The sequence below is a fragment of the Clostridium sp. N3C genome (assembly GCF_900095445.1).
Lineage (GTDB): Bacteria > Bacillota > Clostridia > Clostridiales > Clostridiaceae > Clostridium_AU.
Genome location: NZ_FMJL01000041.1, coordinates 14,141 through 35,685 on the forward strand (window position 1 = coordinate 14,141; position 21,545 = coordinate 35,685).

General features: G+C 33.0%; 23 protein-coding genes, 1 riboswitch and 2 other annotated features. Of the genes, 20 read left to right on the forward strand and 3 right to left on the reverse strand.

Annotation, left to right across the window (positions count from 1 at the left end; all coding sequences use genetic code 11):
* The first annotated feature begins 1 nt into the window (after position 1).
* Both ppaX and N3C_RS10975 read left to right on the forward strand, forming a co-directional pair.
* Positions 2–658, forward strand: a complete 657-nt coding sequence (gene ppaX / locus N3C_RS10970) for a pyrophosphatase PpaX (protein WP_074366075.1) — start codon at positions 2–4, stop codon at positions 656–658.
* Positions 659–670: 12 nt separating this feature from the next.
* Positions 671–1,021 (forward strand): phenylpyruvate tautomerase MIF-related protein, encoded by a 351-nt coding sequence (locus N3C_RS10975; protein WP_074366076.1) that lies wholly within the window; start codon positions 671–673, stop codon positions 1,019–1,021.
* Between the two features lie 120 nt (positions 1,022–1,141).
* On the opposite strand, the gene N3C_RS10980 is transcribed toward N3C_RS10975, so the two are convergent.
* Entirely contained in the window at positions 1,142–2,590 is a 1,449-nt protein-coding gene (locus tag N3C_RS10980; RefSeq protein WP_074366077.1) for an aminotransferase-like domain-containing protein, read from the reverse strand.
* A gap of 139 nt (positions 2,591–2,729) precedes the next feature.
* Between N3C_RS10980 and N3C_RS10985 the strand changes: the two genes are divergently transcribed.
* Positions 2,730–3,857, forward strand: coding sequence for an aminopeptidase (locus N3C_RS10985; RefSeq protein ID WP_074366078.1), 1,128 nt, complete (start codon positions 2,730–2,732; stop codon positions 3,855–3,857).
* A 57-nt stretch (positions 3,858–3,914) separates the two neighbouring features.
* Here the strand turns inward: N3C_RS10985 and N3C_RS10990 are convergent, their stop codons facing one another.
* Entirely contained in the window at positions 3,915–5,192 is a 1,278-nt protein-coding gene (locus tag N3C_RS10990; protein ID WP_074366079.1) for a D-alanyl-D-alanine carboxypeptidase family protein, read from the reverse strand.
* A gap of 280 nt (positions 5,193–5,472) precedes the next feature.
* Here N3C_RS10990 and N3C_RS10995 point away from each other — a divergent pair, with 280 nt between their 5' ends.
* The 7 genes from N3C_RS10995 to N3C_RS11025 all read left to right on the forward strand — a co-directional run bounded on the left by N3C_RS10995 (position 5,473) and on the right by N3C_RS11025 (position 12,474).
* Positions 5,473–6,096 carry an NUDIX hydrolase gene (locus N3C_RS10995; RefSeq protein WP_306345596.1) on the forward strand — a complete coding sequence of 208 codons (624 nt, stop codon included), beginning with the start codon at positions 5,473–5,475 and terminating at the stop codon, positions 6,094–6,096.
* Between the two features lie 2 nt (positions 6,097–6,098).
* Positions 6,099–6,650: a cob(I)yrinic acid a,c-diamide adenosyltransferase gene (locus tag N3C_RS11000; protein WP_074366080.1), complete on the forward strand. Its 552-nt coding sequence runs from the start codon at positions 6,099–6,101 to the stop codon at positions 6,648–6,650.
* A 31-nt stretch (positions 6,651–6,681) separates the two neighbouring features.
* A riboswitch (cobalamin riboswitch) is annotated at positions 6,682–6,863 on the forward strand.
* Positions 6,864–6,998: 135 nt separating this feature from the next.
* Positions 6,999–7,862, forward strand: coding sequence for an energy-coupling factor transporter transmembrane component T (locus tag N3C_RS11005; RefSeq protein WP_074366081.1), 864 nt, complete (start codon positions 6,999–7,001; stop codon positions 7,860–7,862).
* A gap of 1 nt (position 7,863) precedes the next feature.
* Positions 7,864–9,477, forward strand: coding sequence for an ABC transporter ATP-binding protein (locus N3C_RS11010; protein ID WP_074366082.1), 1,614 nt, complete (start codon positions 7,864–7,866; stop codon positions 9,475–9,477).
* Positions 9,474–10,178, forward strand: coding sequence for an ECF transporter S component (locus N3C_RS11015; protein WP_074366083.1), 705 nt, complete (start codon positions 9,474–9,476; stop codon positions 10,176–10,178). The genes N3C_RS11010 and N3C_RS11015 overlap by 4 nt, the downstream gene beginning before the upstream one ends.
* A gap of 19 nt (positions 10,179–10,197) precedes the next feature.
* On the forward strand, positions 10,198–11,961 hold the full coding sequence (locus N3C_RS11020) for a prenyltransferase/squalene oxidase repeat-containing protein (protein WP_074366084.1): 1,764 nt from the start codon (positions 10,198–10,200) through the stop codon (positions 11,959–11,961).
* Between the two features lie 18 nt (positions 11,962–11,979).
* Complete coding sequence (locus N3C_RS11025) at positions 11,980–12,474, forward strand: DUF4430 domain-containing protein (protein WP_074366085.1); 495 nt, start codon at positions 11,980–11,982, stop codon at positions 12,472–12,474.
* A 207-nt stretch (positions 12,475–12,681) separates the two neighbouring features.
* Here the strand turns inward: N3C_RS11025 and N3C_RS15075 are convergent, their stop codons facing one another.
* Positions 12,682–12,852 (reverse strand): hypothetical protein, encoded by a 171-nt coding sequence (locus N3C_RS15075; protein WP_178377809.1) that lies wholly within the window; start codon positions 12,850–12,852, stop codon positions 12,682–12,684.
* Between the two features lie 108 nt (positions 12,853–12,960).
* On the opposite strand from N3C_RS15075, the gene N3C_RS15080 reads away from it, so the two are divergent.
* The 10 genes from N3C_RS15080 (at position 12,961) to ilvB (ending at position 21,426) form a co-directional block, all read left to right on the forward strand.
* Positions 12,961–13,098, forward strand: a complete 138-nt coding sequence (locus tag N3C_RS15080; protein WP_278281135.1) for a CPC_1213 family protein — start codon at positions 12,961–12,963, stop codon at positions 13,096–13,098.
* An 11-nt stretch (positions 13,099–13,109) separates the two neighbouring features.
* Entirely contained in the window at positions 13,110–13,244 is a 135-nt protein-coding gene (locus N3C_RS15460; protein WP_278281134.1) for a hypothetical protein, read from the forward strand.
* Between the two features lie 165 nt (positions 13,245–13,409).
* A complete protein-coding gene (locus N3C_RS11030) occupies positions 13,410–14,579 on the forward strand; it encodes an alanyl-tRNA editing protein (RefSeq protein ID WP_074366086.1) in 1,170 nt (389 codons plus the stop codon).
* An 88-nt stretch (positions 14,580–14,667) separates the two neighbouring features.
* A complete protein-coding gene (locus N3C_RS11035; RefSeq protein WP_074366087.1) occupies positions 14,668–15,072 on the forward strand; it encodes an HNH endonuclease signature motif containing protein in 405 nt (134 codons plus the stop codon).
* A 102-nt stretch (positions 15,073–15,174) separates the two neighbouring features.
* The gene (locus N3C_RS11040; RefSeq protein WP_074366088.1) at positions 15,175–15,609 is read left to right on the forward strand and encodes an ACT domain-containing protein; all 435 of its coding nucleotides are present in this window, start codon (positions 15,175–15,177) and stop codon (positions 15,607–15,609) included.
* Positions 15,610–15,638: 29 nt separating this feature from the next.
* Positions 15,639–16,250 carry a 3'-5' exonuclease gene (locus N3C_RS11045; protein WP_074366089.1) on the forward strand — a complete coding sequence of 204 codons (612 nt, stop codon included), beginning with the start codon at positions 15,639–15,641 and terminating at the stop codon, positions 16,248–16,250.
* Between the two features lie 195 nt (positions 16,251–16,445).
* Positions 16,446–16,976, forward strand: coding sequence for a GNAT family N-acetyltransferase (locus tag N3C_RS11050; protein WP_074366090.1), 531 nt, complete (start codon positions 16,446–16,448; stop codon positions 16,974–16,976).
* Positions 16,977–17,013: 37 nt separating this feature from the next.
* Complete coding sequence (locus N3C_RS11055) at positions 17,014–17,949, forward strand: dipeptidase (protein WP_074366091.1); 936 nt, start codon at positions 17,014–17,016, stop codon at positions 17,947–17,949.
* A 131-nt stretch (positions 17,950–18,080) separates the two neighbouring features.
* Positions 18,081–18,305, forward strand: a binding site (T-box leader).
* Between the two features lie 150 nt (positions 18,306–18,455).
* The gene (ilvC, locus tag N3C_RS11060) at positions 18,456–19,460 is read left to right on the forward strand and encodes a ketol-acid reductoisomerase (protein WP_074366092.1); all 1,005 of its coding nucleotides are present in this window, start codon (positions 18,456–18,458) and stop codon (positions 19,458–19,460) included.
* A 1-nt stretch (position 19,461) separates the two neighbouring features.
* Positions 19,462–19,700: a binding site (T-box leader), on the forward strand.
* A gap of 58 nt (positions 19,701–19,758) precedes the next feature.
* Positions 19,759–21,426 (forward strand): biosynthetic-type acetolactate synthase large subunit, encoded by a 1,668-nt coding sequence (ilvB, locus tag N3C_RS11065; protein ID WP_074366093.1) that lies wholly within the window; start codon positions 19,759–19,761, stop codon positions 21,424–21,426.
* Positions 21,427–21,545 lie beyond the last annotated feature (119 nt).

Sequence of the window (21,545 nt, forward strand, 5' to 3'; positions counted from 1 at the left end):
TATGATAAAAGCAGTTTTATTTGATTTAGATGGGACATTAATAAATACTAATAAGTTAATATTGGAATCTTTCAAATATACCTTTAGAACTCAATTGAATATGGAAATGGAAGATGATAAGATAGTAAGATTTTTTGGAGAACCGCTAAGAAAGAGTTTATCTAGTGTGGATCCGGATAATGTGGATAAACTTGCAGATGCTTTTCACCAATTCAATTCTGAGAATCACGATCTATTAGCAGAGCAATATGAAGGGACTATAGAAACCCTACAGGCTCTAAAAGAAAGAGGAATAAAACTAGCGGTAGTAACTTCTAAAAGGAAAGTTATGACAGAAAGAAGCTTAAAATTAATAAAGATTTATGATATAATGGATGTAATTATTACTCCTGAAGATACAGACAAACATAAGCCTGATGGAGAGCCCGCACTACTAGCTTGTGAAAGGTTAGGGGTTGCTCCAGAGGAAGCTTTAATGGTTGGAGATAGCATTTACGATGTAAAATGTGGTAAGAATGCAGGAAGTAAGACTTGTATTGTAACCTATTCTTGTTTTTCTATGGAAGACTTGTTGAAAGAAAATCCAGATTATGTTATAGATAAATTATGGCAGTTAGTGGATATAATAGAAGGTAAAAACATAGAAAAAATAAGTTAAGGGGTGATATAATTGCCTTATATTAATTGTGTTACTTCAAAAAAACTTACTGAAGATGAAAAGAAAAGATTAAAAGAAAGCTTTGGAAAGCTTATAGAAATATTTCCTGGAAAATCTGAACAATGGCTCTATGTAAGCTTTAGAGATAGTGAAAGCTTATACTTTAGAGGAGACAAGATGTATAGGGGAGCTATTGTAGAAGTTAAGCTTCTTGGTAGTGCAAGTAGAGATATTAAAGATAAGTTCACCGCTAAAGTATGTGATTTATTAAATGAAGAAATTGCTGTACCAGGTAACAATACCTATGTTACTTTCCAGGAGTATTCACCTGGCAATTGGGGTTGGAATGGTGGCTTGTTTTAGATAGTTTAAAATTATTTTGCTATTATCCTTTAAACATATATTCTAAACTCAGGTATCTGATATATGAAATTTGTAGCAGCTAATCTGTTACTTGAAATTTCATGTCAGATACCTGATGTTTTATATATCATTAAGCTCTAATTTGGCCTCTTCCCCAATAATTTTTATACCTTTTTCAATATCCGCCAAAGAAGTTCTTGAGAAACCAATTCTTAAGGTATCATGTCCGCTGCCATCGGTATGAAAAATATCTCCAGGGGTAAAGATTACACCTTTTTTTATGCATCTATTGAGTAATTTTCTAGAGTCAATCCCTTTAAGTTTAATAAAAAGATACAAACCTCCGTTGCCGGCAATATATTCATTAGGAATGTACTTTTCACAAAGTTCTCTAGTTTTTTCGTATCTTTCTCTGTATATATTTCTCACCCGTTTTATATACTTATCGAAACCTGGACCTTTCATATAGTGATATAGTATTCCTTGATCCACAAAGGAAGTGTGGATATTTCTACTACGTTTTACACTTTCTAAGGTTTCTATAAGAGAGCTATCGGCAAAAATCCAGCCTAGGCGCATGCCCGGTGACAGGATTTTAGAAAAGCTTCCTATGTATATAACAGAATTGCCTTTACCACTAATGGCAGAGATAGGAGCTATATGACCGCCGTGGTGCTGCAGTTCTTCAGTAAAACCATCTTCTATTATAGGTATCTGTTTCTTTGATAGAATTTCATAGACTGCTTTTCTTTTTTCAAAGGGCATAACTATACCTGTAGGGTTGTGGTAGGAAGGAATTAGATAAGAGACTTTTATGTAATTATTGTTTACAGCCTTCTCTAGGGCATCCAAATCTAAGCCATCCAGTGTCATAGGCACTCCAAGTAAATTAAGGCCGTGAAGTCTCATTATTTTTATGGCAGTGTTGTGGGTTGGGTTTTCACAGAGTATAGTGTCTCCATTTTCTGTAATAGTAGATAGAATTATATCAAAGGCTTCAGTAAAACCATTGGTTATTAGTATAGATTTTCCTTCAGTTTCTACTCCTTTGCTAGTCATATATTCTAGCAGTGTTTCTATTAAAGGTTTATAACCTCTGGCGTATCCATAATTAAAGATCTTACCTTCTTCTAAAGCTACTAAGTTTAGAAAGGAACGCTTTAATTCATCTATATCAAAAAGTGTTTCATCCGGTGCTATAGATTTAAAGGAGATCATTCCTTTTTTATATATTTGCTCCTGTTTCATAATATCAAGATTTTCTGCAGTTTTAGCAAAAGTATTTGTATTTTTGCTCCAATTTATATAGACGGTCTCTTTTTTACTTATTTCATGATACTTAACAAAGGTACCCTTTCCACCTACGGTAAAGATATATCCTCTGCTTTCTAATAGTTCATAGGCAGCAATCACTGAGCTTCTGCTAACTTTTAAAAGACTAGCCATTTCTCTTGTGGAGGGAAGCTTTGAATTTGCAGGTAGCATACCTTGCTGTATCATTTCTTTTATCTGGGAATAAATTTGTCTATAAATTGGTTGGCTGCTTTCTAAATTGATATTGAGAAACATAATTCACCTCAGTTTATTTTTAATTTATATATGATGGCTGTAAAAAGTATTTCTTTTATAATATCTTTCTTTTAAAAAGTCACTGTATTATATATAATAAAACTATACATAAAAAATTGCAAAAGAAAAGAGGGATATAATGTCAGATTCAAGATTAGATAAACTGGCAGCTTTATTAGTAAATTACTCTGCCAGGGTAAAACCAGGAGATTTTGTTTATATTGAATGTGACGAGGTAGCTTTACCATGGATGAAGGCAGTGGCTAGAGAAGCGGTTAAGGCTGGAGGACATGTGGAATATAAGCTTACTTCTGAAGATGTAGGTGAAGTATTACTAAAATATGCTAGCGAAGAGCAATTAAAAGAAGAAAGCTTTATGAAGAAAAATGTTTTAGAAAGAGCAGATGTTTGGCTAACTGCTTGGGGAGGTAGAAATACTAGAACATCAACTAATATTCCATCTGAGAAATTAAAGGCAAGTTTACAAGGAGCATCTAGCTGGAGAAAGGTATATTCAGAAAGAATGGGTAATGGCTCTTTACGTTGGTGTGGAACAATGTTCCCTACACATGCTGAGGCTCAGGAAGCGTCCATGAGTTTAAGCGATTATGAGGACTTTGTATATGGTGCAGGACTATTAGATGCAGAAGATCCTGTGGCAGAATGGAAGAGAATAAGCGCAGAGCAGGATAGATGGATTAAGTACTTAAATTCAAAGAAGGAGATTCACTTTGTATCTGAAGGCACAGATATTAAGGCTAGAATAGAGGGCAGAAAGTGGATTAACTGTGATGGTAGAGTTAACTTCCCTGATGGAGAAATCTTTACGTCACCTATTGAAGATTCTGTTGAAGGCTACGTAACTTTCTCCTACCCATCAATATATATGGGGCAGGCAGTAGAGGGTATAAGACTTGAGGTTAAGAAGGGAAAGGTAGTTAAGGCTGAAGCTAAAGGCGGTGAGGAACTTCTAAAATCACTGCTAGCTACAGATGAGGGCGCTAGCTACTTTGGAGAAGTTGCTATAGGAACTAACTATGGCATTAAGAAGTTTACACGAAATATTTTATTTGATGAAAAAATTGGTGGTACTTTCCATATGGCTATAGGAGATTCTTTCCCAGAGGCAGGAGGTAAAAATAAATCTTCTTTACATTGGGATATGATATGTGATATGAGAAATGGTGGTAAGATCTATGCCGATGGTGAACTTTTCTATGAAAATGGTCAGTTTATTAAAGAGGTTTTAGAAAAGTACGGCCTATAAGAAAATAAAAAAGACAGCTAGAATATCACTTTTAGTGATTTCTAGTTGTCTTCTTTTTTAAAAATAATTTCTTCTTCTTCTTTTTGAAGCACTCTTTTTAATAATAGCTATAATAAATATTAATACCGCTAATATTGCTATGCCTGCAACGGCAGCACCTATATATAAGCCTTTGTTAGCTGATATTAAAGCATCTGAAGAAATAGTTGGGTAAATATCAACATTTCTTGTTGGTTGGGAATCCCTTTGAGTAATTAATAATTTTCCAATAGATTTGTCTGTTGAAAGCTTCCAAGGATCTATATCGTTAAGCTGAACATTTAATTTTGTTTCTTCTTTATTAAGATCATTTTCATAATAGGTTACATCATCTTTAATGATATAAGGAACTTTAATAGTTTTTGTTGGGCCAAAGAATTTAAATACCTTATATTGCAATTCAGCGGTGCCTAGTTCAGAGTTTTTCTCTTTTAATACAGATTTTTCAACACCATAGCTATAATCAATTATTTTTTTCATATCATTGAAAACTGCAGTGTCTTTTTCATCGTAAGGAGCTTTTAAAACAACACCTACTATCTTTCTGCCATCTCTTTCATAAATAGAAACTAGGCATTTACCAGCAGGGCTAGTATAACCAGTTTTACCTCCTAGATTACCATCTACACCAAGAAGCTTGTTTCTATTTTCGATATAAGCCGGTTGTCCTGTTGATAGGAGTGTAATCTTTGCTTCTTTAGTTCCAATAGATTCTCTAACCCATTCATTTTTATAAGCAGCGGTGCCTAAGATAGCTAAATCGTAGGCTGTTGAATAATGATTTGGATCATGAAGACCATTGGCGGTTACAAAGTTTGTATTGGTCATACCTAATTCTTTAGCTTTATCATTCATCATTTTAACAAAACTAGTAGCATCTCCAGCTACAGCGTCTGCTACCATATAAGCGGTATCGTTACCGGAGAATAAAAGCATTGCATTCATAACATCTGCAGCGGACATTGTGTCTCCAACCTTAAGATTAAAGTATATTTCTGATCGTAAAGAGTATGCCGGTTGCTTATAAGCATCTTCAGTATAGGTTATAGTGTCAGTTTTTTGCTTATTTTCTGCAAAAAGTATGGCTGTCATAAGTTTAGTTGTGCTAGCGGGATACATTTTATCATCTATGTTCTTAGCATAAATTATTTCACCGGTTTCGTAATCAAGGGTTACTGCAGCAAGTCCCTGTATAGTAGGTGGCTCTCCTGCTGCTTTAGCTTTCGTTCCAGGCATAATGGAAGTTGTAATAGAAAGAGCTAATGTAAGTAATAAGGAAAATTTGATCTTTTTCATTCTATTCTACCTCTCTAATATAAATTCATATTAATATACGATATAATAAGCTATAAATTTTTATATTAATATATAATAAATATATAATTATTTATTTCATATATAGTATAACTTTTGAAAACGCATACCTATAGTATAGCATTGATATGTCGAATGAACAACCATATAAAATTGATATGATTATATTTTTATTGAAAAATTTAATAGAATTAGAAGAATAATTTACATAAAATGTAAAAAGTTTAGCTCTAAAGTTTAGTATTTCTTTTGGAGGAGTGGATTGATATTGAATAATAGAGAAGTAAGCAGTATTTTTAAAGACAGGAAGGGAAAATCTATAAGGGAATATAAAAAAAGTGCAGTAGTTATTCCTTTAATTGAAATAGAAGGTAAGACTAATTTAATTTTTGAAGTAAGATCCTTAAAACTTAGAAGGCAACCAGGAGATATTTGTTTTCCTGGTGGAAAGGTTGAAAAAGAAGAGAATTATAAAGAGGCAGCAGCAAGAGAACTAGAGGAAGAATTACTTTTGAAAGAGGAGGACTTTAACATTGTAGGGGAAATGGACTATTTTATAAGCCCTTATGGTAGTGAAATTCATTGCTTTGTAGCAGAGTTAAATAAGAAGCCAGATAGCTATAACAGCGATGAGGTAGACCATATCTTTTATGTTCCTTTGCAATATTTGATGGAAAATGAACCTCAGTGTTATACTGTGAAAGTTGGCCCTCAGTTTCAGGAGGACTTTCCCTTTCATTTGATTAGGGGAGGAAAGGAGTACAAATTTGCATCAACCACGTTAAATCAGTATTTTTATCGTTATAAGCAATATACTATATGGGGAGTTACAGCGCAGCTTGTTAAAAGATTTACTGACATAATAAAGGAGGAAAAGGGAGAATAGGAATGAAGATATATACTAAACAAGGTGATGAAGGACGTACAACAAACATATTAGGTGAAAAGCTCCTAAAAAGTAATGATATTATGGAGCTTCAAGGATCTATTGATGAAATTAATGCTACCATAGGAGTATTAAGAAGTAAGATTAATAATATATCTGCAGAGCAAAAAGATTATATTAATTCTCTTTTGAAAACTATTCAATACCATCTTTATGAAATAGGTGTAGAGGTATCTTATAATTTTACACAGATTTATATTAGGGAAGATAAAATAAAACTATTAGAGGAGAATATGGATAAGATGACAGATAGTATGCCTCCTCTTACAAGCTTTATTTATTATGGTGGAGTAGAGGCAGCGGCTTATTGTCATTTTATTAGGGCTGTTGTAAGAAGAACGGAAAGAGTATTTGTTAGGTTCAATGAAAATATTGGAAGAGAAATATACAATTTAAGCTATAAGTATATTAATAGGTTGTCAGATTTTTTCTTTACCTTAGGTAGGTATATTAATTTTATCTGTGGAGCAAAGGAGGAGGCCTTAAAAAAATAATAATCTTCTTGAATTAATCTATATATAATGATAGACTAGTAATTACAATTGAATTTCAAAATGCAATAAGGGAATGTGGTGAGAATCCACAACAGCCCCCGCTACTGTATTCATGGACGAAAGGTACATAACCACTTGACATATTGTCAGGGAAGGGTACCTCAAGGATGAAGTGTAAGCCAGGATACCTTATGCATTTGGAGTTAGAAACTGCCTTCGGAGGGAGGGTAAGTAATGCCTTTGGGCTTATTTCCCGTGCTCTTCGCACGGTTTTTTTGCGTTAATTTTCAAAATTTCCATTGCTAGTAATTTTTATGATCTTTTAAGACTTTTTATCTCGGAGGGATTATGCTTTATAATTTTAAAGATATGCATGTGGTTACAGCTCTTTTATTGATAGTATTGATGACCTTTATAGTTTTCTCTACAGATAATCCACTTATTTTATTAAGTATATTTATATTTTGTCAGGCTATTTTCATGATGACTGGTTCCAGAGAGAAAATTAAGAAAGGTTTGGTCTATTTTATACCCTTTGCTGCTGTATCTATAATAATTAATTTTCTCTTTGTAGATGAGGGCAGTACAATTTTGTTTATTGCATTTGGGAAAAATTTTACTTTGGAAGCATTAATTTACGCTCTAATATTTTCTTCAAAGCTTTTGTTGATAATATATATTTTTTCTATGATTGAGCTTTTATTAAATAACGATGGAGCTGTTTCTTATTTTTCAAGCATAATGCCTAAATCTACTTTATTGCTTACTATTTCCTTTAAGCTTTTTCCTAACTTGAAGAGAAGGATAAATACTTTAAGAGAGGTTTATAGTTTAAGGGGAGTAGATTTTGAAAGTAAGTCTATTAAAGAAAAGGCTAAGAGCTACACACCGATTTTGGCTAATTTGCTAGGGACATCCATGGAAGAAGCTTTTGATATAGGGGAATCAGCCTATGTGAGAGGTTTTTTAAGCGGTAAAAGATCTGTTTATCAAAGGCAGAAGGCAAGCAAGAAGGATATTATTTTAAGCCTTCATATGTTTATAATCCTCATATTGTTTATATTTCTCAAGTTTAAGAAACTGGATACCTTTGATATATACAACAATTTCCGATGGCAGGTGCTTTTAAACTATTATGTTCTATTAATGAGTATTGCAATATTAACTCTAATTTTAAGCTTTTACTTAAATTGGAGAAACAAGGAGAGTTAGAATGGCTTACATAGAACTAAAGAATTTGGATTACTGGTATGCAGGAGAAGATAAAAAAGTCCTAAGCAATATTAATTTGCAAATAGAAAAGGGAGAAATTCTCTTTATAGTTGGCAGATCTGGTTCAGGAAAATCTACCTTGGCAAAGGCCATTACCGGCGCCGTTCCTCAATTTTATGGTGGAAAAATCCGTGGCCAGGTACTAATAAAGGATATACCTTTAAAGGATATGGATTATAGGGAAAGGGCCAAGGAAATAACCATGGTCTTTCAAGATCCTGAAAGACAATTAATGATGAATAAGGTTCATAGAGAAGTAGCCTTTGGTTTGGAAAGTGTAGGCATAGAGGAGGAAGTTATAGAAAGAAGAGTATGGGAAGCTATGCAGTTTTCAAATATTTTGGATATAGCTGAAAGAGATATAAGCAGCTTGTCTGGAGGACAAAAGCAGAGAGTGGCTATAACTTCCGCCATAGCCTATTTACCGGGATGTATAATACTGGATGAACCAACTTCACAGTTAGATCCTTCTGCTGCAGAGGAAGTTATTGCTCTCATAAAGAAGATAAATGAGGAGTTAGGAACAACTATTATTGTTATTGAACAAAGGATAGATAAGTGGTTTGATATTGCAGATAGAATGATAATCATGGAGGCGGGGGCAATTAAATTCAATGGTAGAAAGGAAGAGATTTACGTAGAAAATTACGAAAGCTTTTATCCGGAATACTTTAAGCTAGCTAAAAGGTTAGGTTATAAAGAACCACCAAGAAGTTTTAAGCATATGAGGAGCTTGATAAATAGTGAGAAAATCGCTATAGAGTCTTTGAAAAATACTAATAAAAAGGAAGAAGTAGAATGTATAAATATAAAAAAATTAAAGGTTAACTATGGAAGTTTGCAAGCTCTTAAAAACATAAGTATTAATATAAGAGAAGGAGAACTATTGGGGATAATAGGTTCTAACGGCGCTGGTAAAAGTACTCTTTTAAAATCAATAATGGGCTTATTTTCTTATGAAGGTTCTATAAAGCTTTTTGGCAAGGAAGTGAAGAAGCTTAAACTAAAGGAAATCTCAATGCTAATAGGATATGTTTCTCAAAATCCTAATGATTATATTACCAAAGATACAGTATATGATGAAATTAAGTTTACCCTTGATAATCATAAGATTAAAGATTATGCATTGATTGATCAGGTTTTACTTAAGTTAGGAATAGAACATTTAAGAAATAAAAACCCTAGAGATTTAAGTGGTGGAGAAAAACAAAGGGTGGCTATAGCCTCTGTTTTAGTAACAAAGCCTAAAATCCTTATGTTGGACGAACCAACTAGAGGCCTTGATTATGAGGCCAAAGTAAAGCTTGGGAAACTGTTAAAGGAACTAAACAAGGAAGGTACTACAATTATAATGGTAACCCATGATATGGAGTTTGCATCGAAGTTTTGTAGTAGATTCATCTTAATGTTTAATGGAAGTATAGCAGCTTCAGGAGATCATCATCAGGTGCTAGATGGAGGTATATACTTTACCACAAGTTTGAACAAGCTTTTTAGGGATAAACAGAAAGATGTATTTAATATAAGTCAGTTTGTGGAGAGGGATGCCTTATGAAGAAGTTGCTAGTTATAAGTACTTTTTTACTTTTGATGGTCCTAATTGCTTGTAGCTTTAGTTATGGTAGTCCTGCAAAGGATTATGGCAATATTATTGTTTTTGGAGTCTTTATTATTTTGCTATCTAGTTACATATACTTTGAAAAAGGTACCATGGGCAGCAAAGAAATTGGAATTATAGCTACTCTTAGTAGTTTTGCAGCGGTAGCCAGGGTGCCCTTTGCAGCCCTCCCTAATGTTCAACCAACCACCTTTTTAGTAGCTCTTTCCGGCTATGTTTTTGGGCCTTATGAGGGCTTTTTGGTGGGGGCTACTTCAGCCTTTATATCCAATATATTTCTTGGTCAAGGACCTTGGACGCCTTGGCAAATGCTAGCTTGGGCTCTTATAGGGGCTTTTTCTGGATTTTTGGGATTAGTTAAGGGGAGAAAAGGTAAGCTAATATCTTCAGAGGCCTTTGCTGCATTATGTTTTGTTTATGGTTTTATTTTTGATTGGATAATGAATTTATGGCATGTCCTTGGATTCATTAAGCCTTTAACTATGAAAGCTATATTAGCATCTTATGCTACTGGCTTAACATTAGACATAATGCATGCTACAGGGAATTGTATATTTGCTATAATCCTTTTTGATTCTCTCTATAAAGTTTTGTCTAGATTTAAAAAGAGATTGATAGTTACCTATATTAAAGAATAAGAGAAAGGGAGATAAAATAATGAAAAAGAAAATAAATAGTTTGCTACTAGTATTTATTTTTATTCTAGTACCAATAATGAATTTGAACATAAAGATTAAAGCTGAAAAAGCTGCTATTTCCGTTGAAGTTGTAGTAAACAGCCATAACAAGATGATGGCAAAAGGTAAATCAGATAAGAGCAATGCTTTGGAGGCCTTAAAGGATGTACTTAATAAAAATAAAATTGAGATAGATATACAAGAATATGATTGGGGTAAGGAGATTGTTAAAATTGGATCCGTAGCCAAAGGGAAATTTGGAGGCTATGATGGCTGGTTATATGCTGTAAATCGAAAGGGTACTTATGTAGATATCACTAGCGGTATAGACAGCTTTACTTTAGAAGCAGGAGATAAGTTAATATTATACTATGGAGATTTAGGCACTGTTACCGTAAATAATATTGAATTTTCTACAAAAGAAGAAAATAAAGAGTTGTCAATTTCCTTAAACAATAGCTATATAGACTATCAGACCAATGCTCCAGTAGTTAATCCTATTAACGGACTTAGCAAGGTTAAGATAGATGGCAAGGAATATAAAGTAGAAGGTAACTCTGTTAATATTCCTAAAGGATTAAGTTATGGAAACCATACTCTAGAAGTTAGCGATTTCCAAGAGAGTAAATGTCCTGTAGTAGTAGCGGATGATAGCATTACTATAAATTTTGGCAGTACAGAGGAAAAAAAGTCTGGAAATGGTGATTCTCAGAATAATATATCTAAGGATAAGGCTATTAAGGAAGAAATAGATTATATAAGCAACTATTTAAAGGATAACAGTAGTGACCCTTGGGCTGGTGTAGTCCTACAAAAGTTTGGAGTTAAAGCAGATGAAAGCTTTATTAAAGAAAACTATGAAAAAGTTGCAAAGGAAGACTTGAAAAATTTATCTAACACTGATTTGGAAAAGCTTATATTAAATTTAACAGCTTTAGGGTATAGTCCTTACGATTTTAATGGGAAAAATCTTATTGAAGAGCTTTTTAGTAGAAGTGAAGAGAATTTTCTTATAAATGATGCAGCTTTTGCTCTAATAGTTTACAACTATGCTAATGTTGGCGAAGAATATTCCTTAAGTAAAGATAAATTGATTAATATAATATTGGAAAAAACAATAAATAACAATGGTAATACTGGTTGGGCCTTAAGTGGTGACAGTGTTAATCCAGATATTACCGGCCTAGTTTTCAGTGCTTTGGCCCCATATAATAAAGATGAACATCCTAAGGTAAAGGAAGTTATTCAAAAGGCGGTGGATACTTTATCAAAGCTTCAAAATGATAAGGGATATCTAACAGATAGTTTTGGAATATTTAGCGAAAGTCAGTCCTTTGCCATTATCGGTTTAGTGGCATTAGGAGAAAATCCTGAAGGGCCTAAATTTACAAAGTCCCAAGGGGATTTAGTTTCAGCGTTACTATCCTACAAAGGTACAGAAGGACAATATAAACACATGTTGGATGGTGACAATAATTATATGGCTACGGAACAGGCCTTGAGAGCTTTATATTCCTTACAAAAGTATAAGGAGTCTGGAGCTGCTTATGATTTCTATGCTAGCGATATAAAAGCTAAGGATCTACCATCTTTTAAGGTTGATGCCACTCAAAAGGATAAAAGCAATGAAGCTGGGACTAAAGGGGGCTTTCCTTCAAAATTAGTTCTACCTATTGTAATTGCTCTTCTTGTTGCTTTTATAGTTGTCATAATTATAAAAAGTAAAAGGAAACCTATAAATTAATAAGAAAAGAGTGATACTTTGAAAAAGAAAGCTATTTTGATTTTAGCTGTAATACTCCTTTCTTCTATACTGATTTATTTTAGTAAAGGCCTACAGAGAACTGCTCAGGATAGTTTATTAGGAAAGAATACTGAGGAGAAAATAAGTTACAGCGATAGTAGCTTAGATAATGCACCGAATTTTATAGTTTATGATGAAGTATCAGATAAGGAGATATATAGCTGTAAAGTGGAATATGATGGCAGTAAAAGTCTAGCAGAGTATACTAAAGAAATACTGAAAGCAGCAGGAATAAGATATAACATAAATTCTTTAGGATATGTTTCTATGATTAATGATCTTTACGAGTATCCTAGTATGCCTAATAAAGAAGGCAAAACAGATTGGAGTTCCTGTGGCTGGATTTTTTATATTAATTCTACAAAAGCCTCTATTGGTCCTAAAGAATACAAACCAAAGAAAGATGATAAAATAATCTGGAGATACTGGAAGGACGCCATCTACGAAAAATGATTTTTAAAATAATCAATGAAAGGAAAAAAGGATTTTTCTTAGCTAGTCTGAGAAAAATCCTTTTTTGATTTTAATTATGGATGGTTTTAGTTAAAGTCTAAAACACCATAAAAATTATGATAATTCTTGGAGGGAGTAAGATATATTTTAGATATGTTGCTTTGTTTTAAAGAAATGTTGATGAATAATCAAAGAAGTATAAGAATTTTATCTCATTCCTGGCTTAATATTTTCATCATTATTTTCCTCTGCATATTCTGATGCACTTTTGTTATACTGATTAGATAAAATTGATTGTACTTGTTTGTTTTCAGGATTCTTTTCATCTATAGTTTTCATTTTATCAGAATCAGTTTTTTTCATGCTTCTGTATGGCATAAAGAATCACCTCCTTAAATTATTTTGCCCAAAGAAGACAAGATAATTAAAGAAATATTTATTTGCTAGCTGGGCAATATATTACTGAGAGGAGTGGATATGATGAGTATGAAAGATAAGATGAAGGCTGACAATAATAATAAAAAAGAAGATGGTAGATTTAAAAAAGTAAATAAAAAGCACGATCCTCAAGCAGAAAGCGCAAGAGCTAAATTTAGCAGTCGTAAAGAAGTAGATTTAGATTAGGAGGGAGTCTAATGACACATAGAAAGAGTATAAAAGAAGCTAAGCCTATGGATAATAAAAGTAGAAGACCGGAAGTAATTCATGATGAAGAAACAGAAAAGCATAGATCTAAGGGGTTAATAAGGGGAACTAGAGATAGAGATTAAAATAAAGATTTTATAGAAATAAATCGGTTGTAGCTAGGAGGCTACAGCCGATTTATTTTGCAAATAAAGATGAAAAGGCATAGATACTTTTTAAACCTTATTGTAAAATAGACTTAATACTTGAAGTTGTATATCTTTATAAGTATGTAATAGGGGTGTGAAAATATGACGGAAAGGTTATTTTATAAGGATTCTTATATAAAAGAATGTATAGCTAATGTGTTGGAGATAATAGAGAAGGATGGAAAATTTACAGTAGTGTTAGATAGAACAGTTTTTTATCCTGAAGGTGGAGGGCAACCTTCTGATACTGGATATATTGATGATGCAAAGGTCCTTGATGTTTATGAAGAGGGAGATAAGATCTATCATGTTATAGATAGGCCTTTGAAGAATAGAGAAGTACATTGCCTAGTGGATTTGGAAAGAAGAATAGATTATATGCAGCAGCATTCAGGGGAGCATATTCTAGCTTCTTGTTTTTATAAGTTACTGAATACTAGAACTTCTAGCTTTCACATGGGAGATGAGTATTCTACTGTGGATATTAGTCTTCCTGAAGTAAGTGAGGAATTAGTTGCAAAGGTTGAAAATATGGCAAATGAAGCTATATACAACAACTATACTGTAAGGGCAGTAATAGTTACAGAGGAAGAGAGTAAAAAAATGAACCTTAGAAGGTATGTAGATGGTGAAAAAGAAGTTAGAATAGTAGAAATTGAAAATGTAGACGCTTGTGCTTGTTGCGGAACCCATGTAAAGCGTACTGGAGAGGTAGGAATAATTAAAATAATTAAGACAGAAAAATATAAGGGACTAACTCGTATATATTTTAAGTGTGGAAAAAGAGCCTTTAAGGATTATAGCAAAAAGCATGATATAGTAACTACTTTAGTGCGAAACTTTTCTACAGGAGAAGGAGAAATTTTAAATAAAATTAATAGCGATATAGAGCATATGAAGGAACTAAGTAGGAAGCTTAGTGAATATAGAAAGAAGCTCTGTAGATATGAGGCGGAAGATTTAAAGGGAATATCTAAGAATAATATAATTTGTCATATCTATGAGGATAAAGAAATGGATGAGCTGCAGAAAATAGTAGAAGAACTATCAGACAGTGATAATTTCATTGTATTAGCTTCAGCTAAACTTAAGCAGATTCTTGTATGTTCTGGTGGAGGCTATAGCCTAAATTTAGGGCAGTTCTTTAAGGAGAATATTAAAGAATTTGGCGGAAGAGGTGGAGGAAAGTCAGATAGAGCACAGGGTTCCTTCGAAAATTTAGAGGGATTAAAGAAGTTCAGAGATGCTTTGCTTAATAAATTACATAATTAAGTAGAAGGAGCTATATTTTCATATTAACTAATAGAGAGCTTTTATGATATAATAAAATTATAATATAGAAAAATTAGGAGGTAAATTATTGTTAAGGTGTGAAATTTGTGGTAAAAGCGCGGATAAGCATCATATTGTGCACAGATGTGAGGGTGGCTTAGATTATCCTTTAAATATAAAATATCTGTGCCCAGATCATCATAGAGGTAGTAAGGGGCCTCATAAGTGCAATCAAGTTGATATCAAGTATAAGCTTGAATTGCAAAGAAAATTGGAGAAGATTTTAGACAAAGATTATTATACTTTGGAAAAGTTAAGTAGTATTTTAGAAATTAAGCCTAGAAATCTTAAGAAGCTTCTTAAAAATTACAAGATGCATAAGGAAGGATATAAGAAGGAGGATATTATATACGAACTTATGGGAAGGAACCTTTATGATGAAATGATGCTAGATTCTTATATGGATTTCATACCGGTATACAATTTTGCATAATAGTTTTTTATATACAAACAGGAGTGTCATTACGACACTCCTGTCTATTATTGATAAGATATATACCTTTATGGTATTATATTTGCATTGGGGGTGTCAGAGATGAGCAAATATTTAGTTGTTAACTCGGAGGTTCTTCCAGAAGTCTTTGAAAAGGTAATTGAAGTAAAGGAACTTATAAGAACAAATAGAGTAAAGGATGTAACTGAAGCAGTAAAGCTGGTAGGTATGAGTAGAAGTACCTTTTACAAATATAGAGATCATGTATTTGCTTTAAAAGAGGGAATAAAGGGACAAAAGGCTACTATTTCTATAGTTATCATAGACAAGGCTGGTACTCTTTCTAATATTCTAGACAATATAGCTAAGTATGGGGGAAATATTTATACAATAAATCAAGACATTCCTATAAATGGTGCAGCTTATATAAATATTACCTTGGATATGTCGGGACTAACTATTGAAATAAGAGAATTAATAGATATATTGAGTAAATTGGATAATATTATAAAGGTGGATTTAGTTGCCGTTGAATAGTGGTATTTCCAGAAGGGAGAAGGCATAAAATGAAAATGATTTTTTTTGATACAGAGACAACAGGCTTAAAGCCAGGAAGCATATGTCAGTTGAGCTACATCAAGGTAGATGCTTCTGCTAAGCCACAGATAACTACTGGAGAAAATATTTTTTTCTCTGTAGATTATATGGAGCCTTCTGCAGAAGAAGTTCATGGTTTTAGTGTAGAGGATCTTTATGAATTAAGCGGTGGTTTATATTTTGAAGATCATTTTGAAAAGTTATTTGAAGAGTTTAGTAGTGCTGACTTTTTGATAGGGCATAATGTAAATTTTGATATAGCTTTTCTAACCCATGAGTTTGAAGGCTGTGGTGAAGAGTTTATTCCTAAAAAGGTATTTTGTACTATGAATTATTACAAGGATATTTGTAAACTTATAAATACAAGAGGAGAAAGGAAAAATCCTAGATTGGCAGAAGTGGTAAAGTTTTTAGGAATTAGTGAAGATACAATAAGGGAAATCAGTGGAAAGTTTTTTGGAGGTTCAGGAAACTACCATGATGCTAGATTTGATACTACAGCTACCTATCTTATTGTTACAGAGGGGATAAAGAAGGGCTTTATACCTAGAAATTATTTTTCTAATCAACTTAGCAATTAAAGTTGTATAAAAATGCATAACAACATATAATGATAAAAAGATAAAAGCTTCATTCTATAATAGATGGAGCTTTTATTTTATTTATTTAAGAAAAAATAAAAAATGGTTGAATTATATAAAAGTATATTGTATAATTATGCATATATCTTTTATAAATATTAGTTTTTTATCGTAAATAATTGGGGGCGAATTTTAATGGGCAGGGGAGTGTTAATAATAAGAAAGGCTACTCATAAAGACATACCGGCAATAGAAAGAATTACTAAAGAAGCCTTCAAAGCATATGTAATTAATGCACATATACCAGGTAAAACAGCAGCCTTGGAAGAAACAGAGGAAGATATTCAAAAAGACATTAATAATAAGTTATGTTTTGTGGCAGAAGTGGATGGAGTGGTTGTAGGAAGCGTAAGGGTAGAAATAAATGAAGAAGATAAGACAGCCTACCTAAGTAGATTTGGAGTAGCCTTAGAATATCAAAGTAATGGAATTGGAGCTAAATTACTAGATCATGTAGATGAGACTATGAAGGAAATGGGCATAAGTAAATTATACCTTCATACCGCCTCTAAGTTAGTATCTCTAATAAAATTTTACTATGGAAGAGGATTTTATATAGATTCAACTACTAAGGACAGAGGGTATATAAGAGCATTGTTATGTAAAGAATACAGTAAAGAAAGCCAGTGCAATAAAGAAAGTATATATAAAATATTTGCGGTTTAAAGGAAAAATCATATCAATGACATAAAGGGCGGAATATATGAAAGTTATAGATCTACATTGCGATACATTAACTAAATTAGCAGAAGAAAGCGGAAATGAGCTAAGGAAAAATCAATTTTCTGTAGATATAGAAAAGATGCAAAAGAGTAATTATATTGCTCAGTTTTTTGCTGCTTTTGTGGATAAAAGTAAACATATAGATTCATACTCTTGGGCCTTTAAACTAATTGAAATTTTTAAAAGAGAGGAAAGTAAAAATAGGGATAAAATAAAGCAAGCTTTTTGCTATGAGGATATATTAGTTAATGAAAAAGAGGGTAAGATATCCTGTTTCCTCAGTATTGAGGAAGGAGCAGCTTTAAAAGGAAGTTTAGATAATCTTTTTTTATTTTATAAGGAAGGTGTAAGATTAATAACCTTAACTTGGAATTTTCCAAATGAAATTGGATATCCAAATACAGAAGACAAGTATAGAAATAAAGGACTTACGAAATTTGGCTTTGAGCTTATAGAAGCCATGAATGATATGAGGATAATAATTGATGTATCCCACCTTTCAGATAAAGGCTTTTGGGATGTGGCTTCTAAAAGTAAAAGGCCTTTTATGGCATCCCATTCTAATGCTAGAGCTATAAAAAATCACAGTAGAAACTTGACGGACGAAATGATAAGGGTTTTAGCTGAAAAAGGTGGACTTGTCGGAATAAACTTTTATTCTAATTTTTTAGGAAATAAAAATATAGGCACTATCCAGGATATTATTACTCATATTAAACATATGAAAAAGGTAGGGGGCATTGATATTGTAGCTTTGGGCAGTGATTTTGATGGTATATCTACACCAGTAGAATTTGAAGATTGCTCACATATGGATAAAATATATCATTCTTTGTTAAAAAGTGGCTTTAGCCAAGATGAAGTGGATAAGATTTTTTATTCCAATGCTCTTAGATTTCTAAAGGAAACTTTATAAATTTGTCAGAAAATGATTCGGTTTGCTTATAAATTAGCAATATAATATCATAAACTTTGCAAATTATTGCAAAATACTATTGACATTAAAATCTGTTAATGTTAAATTATAAACAATATAATCTATTATTTGTAAAGACTGTGAAAAGGAAGAGTAAGAATATTGAACTTTAACAGAGAGTGGGGGAAGGTGAGAGCCCATAAAGGAATATATTCTGAAAATCACCTTTGAGTCGTAGGCTGAAGGATAGAGCTTAAAGTTTGCTTTAGCTATTTATCTTGTAGGCTTCACCGGCACAGGCCGTTATTTATGGAGTATAATATTGGGTGGCACCGCGGATAGTTTTCGCCCCAAGCGAAAGCTATCCTTTTGTTTTATGTTATGGATTACTTTAGACAATTTATTAAATTAAAATATTAGCATTATAGTGTATTTATAAAGTTAAGATGGGCTTTATAAATATACTTTAAATATGTATAAACTAAAATATCAAGGGGGTAATTTTAATGGCTAAATTATATTATGATGGGGATGCTAACCTAGATTTATTAAAGGATAAGAAGGTTACAATTTGTGGTTATGGAAGCCAAGGACATGCGCATGCATTAAACTTAAAGGAAAGTGGAGTAGACGTAACAGTAGCTCTTTATGAAGGAAGCAAGTCATGGAAAAGAGCAGAAGAGGCTGGTCTTAAGGTTGCAACTGTAGCTAATGCTGTAAAAGCTTCTGATGTTATCATGCTACTTATTCCTGATGAAAAGCAAGCTAAGCTTTACAAGGAAGAAATAGAACCTAATTTGTCAGAAGGTAAAGCTTTAGTATTTGCACATGGTTTTAACATACACTTTGGTCAGATTCAGCCACCAGCAAACGTAGACGTATTTATGGTAGCACCAAAGGGACCAGGACATATAGTAAGAAGACAGTATGTAGAAGGAAATGGAGTACCTTGCTTAATAGCTGTTCATCAGGATTATACTGGTAAGGCTAAGGACTTAGCTTTAGCTTATGCTAAAGGCATTGGTGGAACTAGAGCCGGTGTACTAGAAACTACATTCAAAGAAGAAACAGAAACTGATTTATTTGGAGAACAGGCTGTATTATGTGGTGGTGTTGCTGCATTAATGAAAGCTGGTTTTGAAACTTTAGTAGAAGCAGGATATCAGCCAGAAAGTGCTTATTTTGAATGTATGCATGAAATGAAACTTATCGTTGATTTAATTAACCAAGGTGGATTAAGCTTGATGAGATATTCAATCAGTGATACTGCAGAATATGGTGACTATGTAACTGGAAACAGAATAATCACTGAAGAGACAAAGAAAGAAATGAAGAAGGTATTAACAGAAATCCAAAATGGTACTTTCGCAAAGAATTGGTTGATTGAAAACCAAATTGGAAGACCATTCTTCAATGCAACTAGAAGAATAGAAAGCGAACACCAGGTTGAAAAGGTAGGAAAAGAATTAAGAAGCATGATGCCTTGGTTAAACAAGGACAAAGTTGAATAATAAAAAGGCTATGATGAAAACAGTAGGCTGCATTTTGATCCACAGAGAGCCGCAGAAAGCTGAGAAGCGGTGATTCAAAAGCAGTTGAAGATCCTTTCGGAGCATATATGCGGAAATTAAGTAAGCATGTACGGTCCACCCGGTAAAGTGGAGATGACTCAAGTCATCATCTTAAGGAGTCCATCTTAATTAGGGATGGAAAACTAGGGTGGTACCGCGGAGAAAAACTTCGTCCCTATATAAAGGACGAAGTTTTTTTCTATCCAAATATTTGTACTAAATAATTGGGGGGATTATTTTGAAGGTAAGTGGAGCACAATTAATATTGCAGTGCTTAAAGGAACAAGGAGTAGATACAATATTTGGCTATCCTGGGGGAGCGGTGATCCCTCTATATGATGCTTTATACGATGAAAAAGAAATAAGGCATATTATTACTGCTCATGAGCAAGGGGCAACTCATGCAGCAGATGGATATGCTAGATCTACTGGTAAAGTTGGAGTAGTGATAGCAACCTCTGGACCTGGAGCAACCAATACAGTAACCGGTATAGCTACAGCTTATAGCGATTCAATTCCAATGGTGGTTATAACAGGACAGGTAGCTAGATCCTTGCTTGGAAGAGATTCCTTTCAAGAGGTTGATATAACTAGCATAACTTCTTCAATAACTAAGAAAAACTATCAAGTTAAAAGTATAGAGGAACTACCGCAAGTTATAAGTGAAGCCTTTTATTTAGCGAAAGAGGGCAGACCAGGACCAGTTCTCATTGATATTCCAAAGGATATTCAGCAAGCCTTTATAGAATATGAGGTTGAAGAAAAGAAACAGTATGATTTTTCTCATTTAGATAATAAGGGAACCATAGACATTAAGCAAATAGAAGCGGCAGCAAAATTAATAAATGAAAGTAAGAAGCCTATGATTTATGCTGGCGGAGGTATTATAATTGCTGGAGCTAGCAATGAATTATTAGAATTGGCGGAGAAAATTAAATCACCGGTAACAACTTCTTTGATGGGCACAGGAGGATTTCCTAATAATCATCCTTTATTTACTGGTATGGTTGGAATGCATGGTTGTCATAGCTCCAATTATGGTATAACAAAGTGTGATTTATTAATCACTTTAGGAGCTAGATTCAGTGACAGAGTAGCCAGCCATATAGAGACCTTTGCACCACATGCAAAAGTTATTCATGTGGATATAGATGAAAAAGAAATAGGCAAAAATGTTAGGGTAGATGCGCCTATTATTGGGGATTTAAAAAAAGTATTACCTAAACTTATAGAGCTTGTTGAAGAAAAATCATTAAGTGAGTGGAATAATCAAATTGATCAGTGGAAAGAACAGTATCCTTTAAAGGATAAGCATAATGGGTTAAGTCCTAAATTTATATTAAGTAAGCTTTATGATTTGACTCAAGGAGATATAATTATCACTACAGAGGTTGGACAAAACCAAGTGTGGGCAGCTCAGTATTATACTTATACAAAACCTAGAAGTTTCATTTCTTCTGGAGGCTTAGGAACTATGGGTTATGGTCTAGGGGCAGCTATTGGTGCCAGCATTGGAAATCCAGGGAAAAAAGTAGTGAATGTAGCTGGAGACGGAAGTTTTAAAATGAATTGTAATGAGCTAGCAACTTTATCTAAGTATAAACCTCAAGTAATTCAGCTTGTATTCAACAATCATGCTCTTGGTATGGTAAGGCAGTGGCAGGAATTGTTCTGTAATAGTAGATTTTCTTTTACTTTATTTGAAGATGATGTAGATTTCATAAAGTTAGGCGCAGCTTATGGTATTAAGGCTATAAGGATAAAAAGTAATGATGAAGTGGAAGCAGCCTTAAAGGAAGCGCTAGAAACGGAAGAGCCTGTTATATTGGAATGTATAATTAATGAAGAAAATATGGTTCTTCCTATGGTAGCTCCAGGTGCACCTATTGATGAAATACTTGATTAGTATTGATAGCAGGAGTTGGATAACTCCTGCTTGATTTTTTTGTTATATTGTAAACCAAATATACAAAACATGTTTACAATACCACTAAAATAATTTATAATGAAACTATAATAACAAAG

Excerpts from the sequence above, each read along its gene's own strand:
- N3C_RS11050 (WP_074366090.1), top strand. The coding sequence starts at position 16,446 with ATGGGCAGGGGAGTGTTAATAATAAGAAAGGCTACTCATAAAGACATA.
- N3C_RS11030 (WP_074366086.1), top strand. The coding sequence starts at position 13,410 with ATGACGGAAAGGTTATTTTATAAGGATTCTTATATAAAAGAATGTATA.
- N3C_RS11010 (WP_074366082.1), top strand. The coding sequence starts at position 7,864 with ATGGCTTACATAGAACTAAAGAATTTGGATTACTGGTATGCAGGAGAA.
- N3C_RS10990 (WP_074366079.1), bottom strand. The coding sequence starts at position 5,192 with ATGAAAAAGATCAAATTTTCCTTATTACTTACATTAGCTCTTTCTATT.
- ilvC (WP_074366092.1), top strand. The coding sequence starts at position 18,456 with ATGGCTAAATTATATTATGATGGGGATGCTAACCTAGATTTATTAAAG.
- N3C_RS15075 (WP_178377809.1), bottom strand. The coding sequence starts at position 12,852 with ATGCCATACAGAAGCATGAAAAAAACTGATTCTGATAAAATGAAAACT.
- N3C_RS10985 (WP_074366078.1), top strand. The coding sequence starts at position 2,730 with ATGTCAGATTCAAGATTAGATAAACTGGCAGCTTTATTAGTAAATTAC.
- N3C_RS11015 (WP_074366083.1), top strand. The coding sequence starts at position 9,474 with ATGAAGAAGTTGCTAGTTATAAGTACTTTTTTACTTTTGATGGTCCTA.
- ppaX (WP_074366075.1), top strand. The coding sequence starts at position 2 with ATGATAAAAGCAGTTTTATTTGATTTAGATGGGACATTAATAAATACT.
- N3C_RS11045 (WP_074366089.1), top strand. The coding sequence starts at position 15,639 with ATGAAAATGATTTTTTTTGATACAGAGACAACAGGCTTAAAGCCAGGA.
- N3C_RS10980 (WP_074366077.1), bottom strand. The coding sequence starts at position 2,590 with ATGTTTCTCAATATCAATTTAGAAAGCAGCCAACCAATTTATAGACAA.
- N3C_RS15080 (WP_278281135.1), top strand. The coding sequence starts at position 12,961 with ATGAAAGATAAGATGAAGGCTGACAATAATAATAAAAAAGAAGATGGT.
- N3C_RS11055 (WP_074366091.1), top strand. The coding sequence starts at position 17,014 with ATGAAAGTTATAGATCTACATTGCGATACATTAACTAAATTAGCAGAA.
- N3C_RS11000 (WP_074366080.1), top strand. The coding sequence starts at position 6,099 with ATGAAGATATATACTAAACAAGGTGATGAAGGACGTACAACAAACATA.
- N3C_RS11005 (WP_074366081.1), top strand. The coding sequence starts at position 6,999 with ATGCTTTATAATTTTAAAGATATGCATGTGGTTACAGCTCTTTTATTG.
- N3C_RS15460 (WP_278281134.1), top strand. The coding sequence starts at position 13,110 with ATGACACATAGAAAGAGTATAAAAGAAGCTAAGCCTATGGATAATAAA.
- N3C_RS11040 (WP_074366088.1), top strand. The coding sequence starts at position 15,175 with ATGAGCAAATATTTAGTTGTTAACTCGGAGGTTCTTCCAGAAGTCTTT.
- N3C_RS11020 (WP_074366084.1), top strand. The coding sequence starts at position 10,198 with ATGAAAAAGAAAATAAATAGTTTGCTACTAGTATTTATTTTTATTCTA.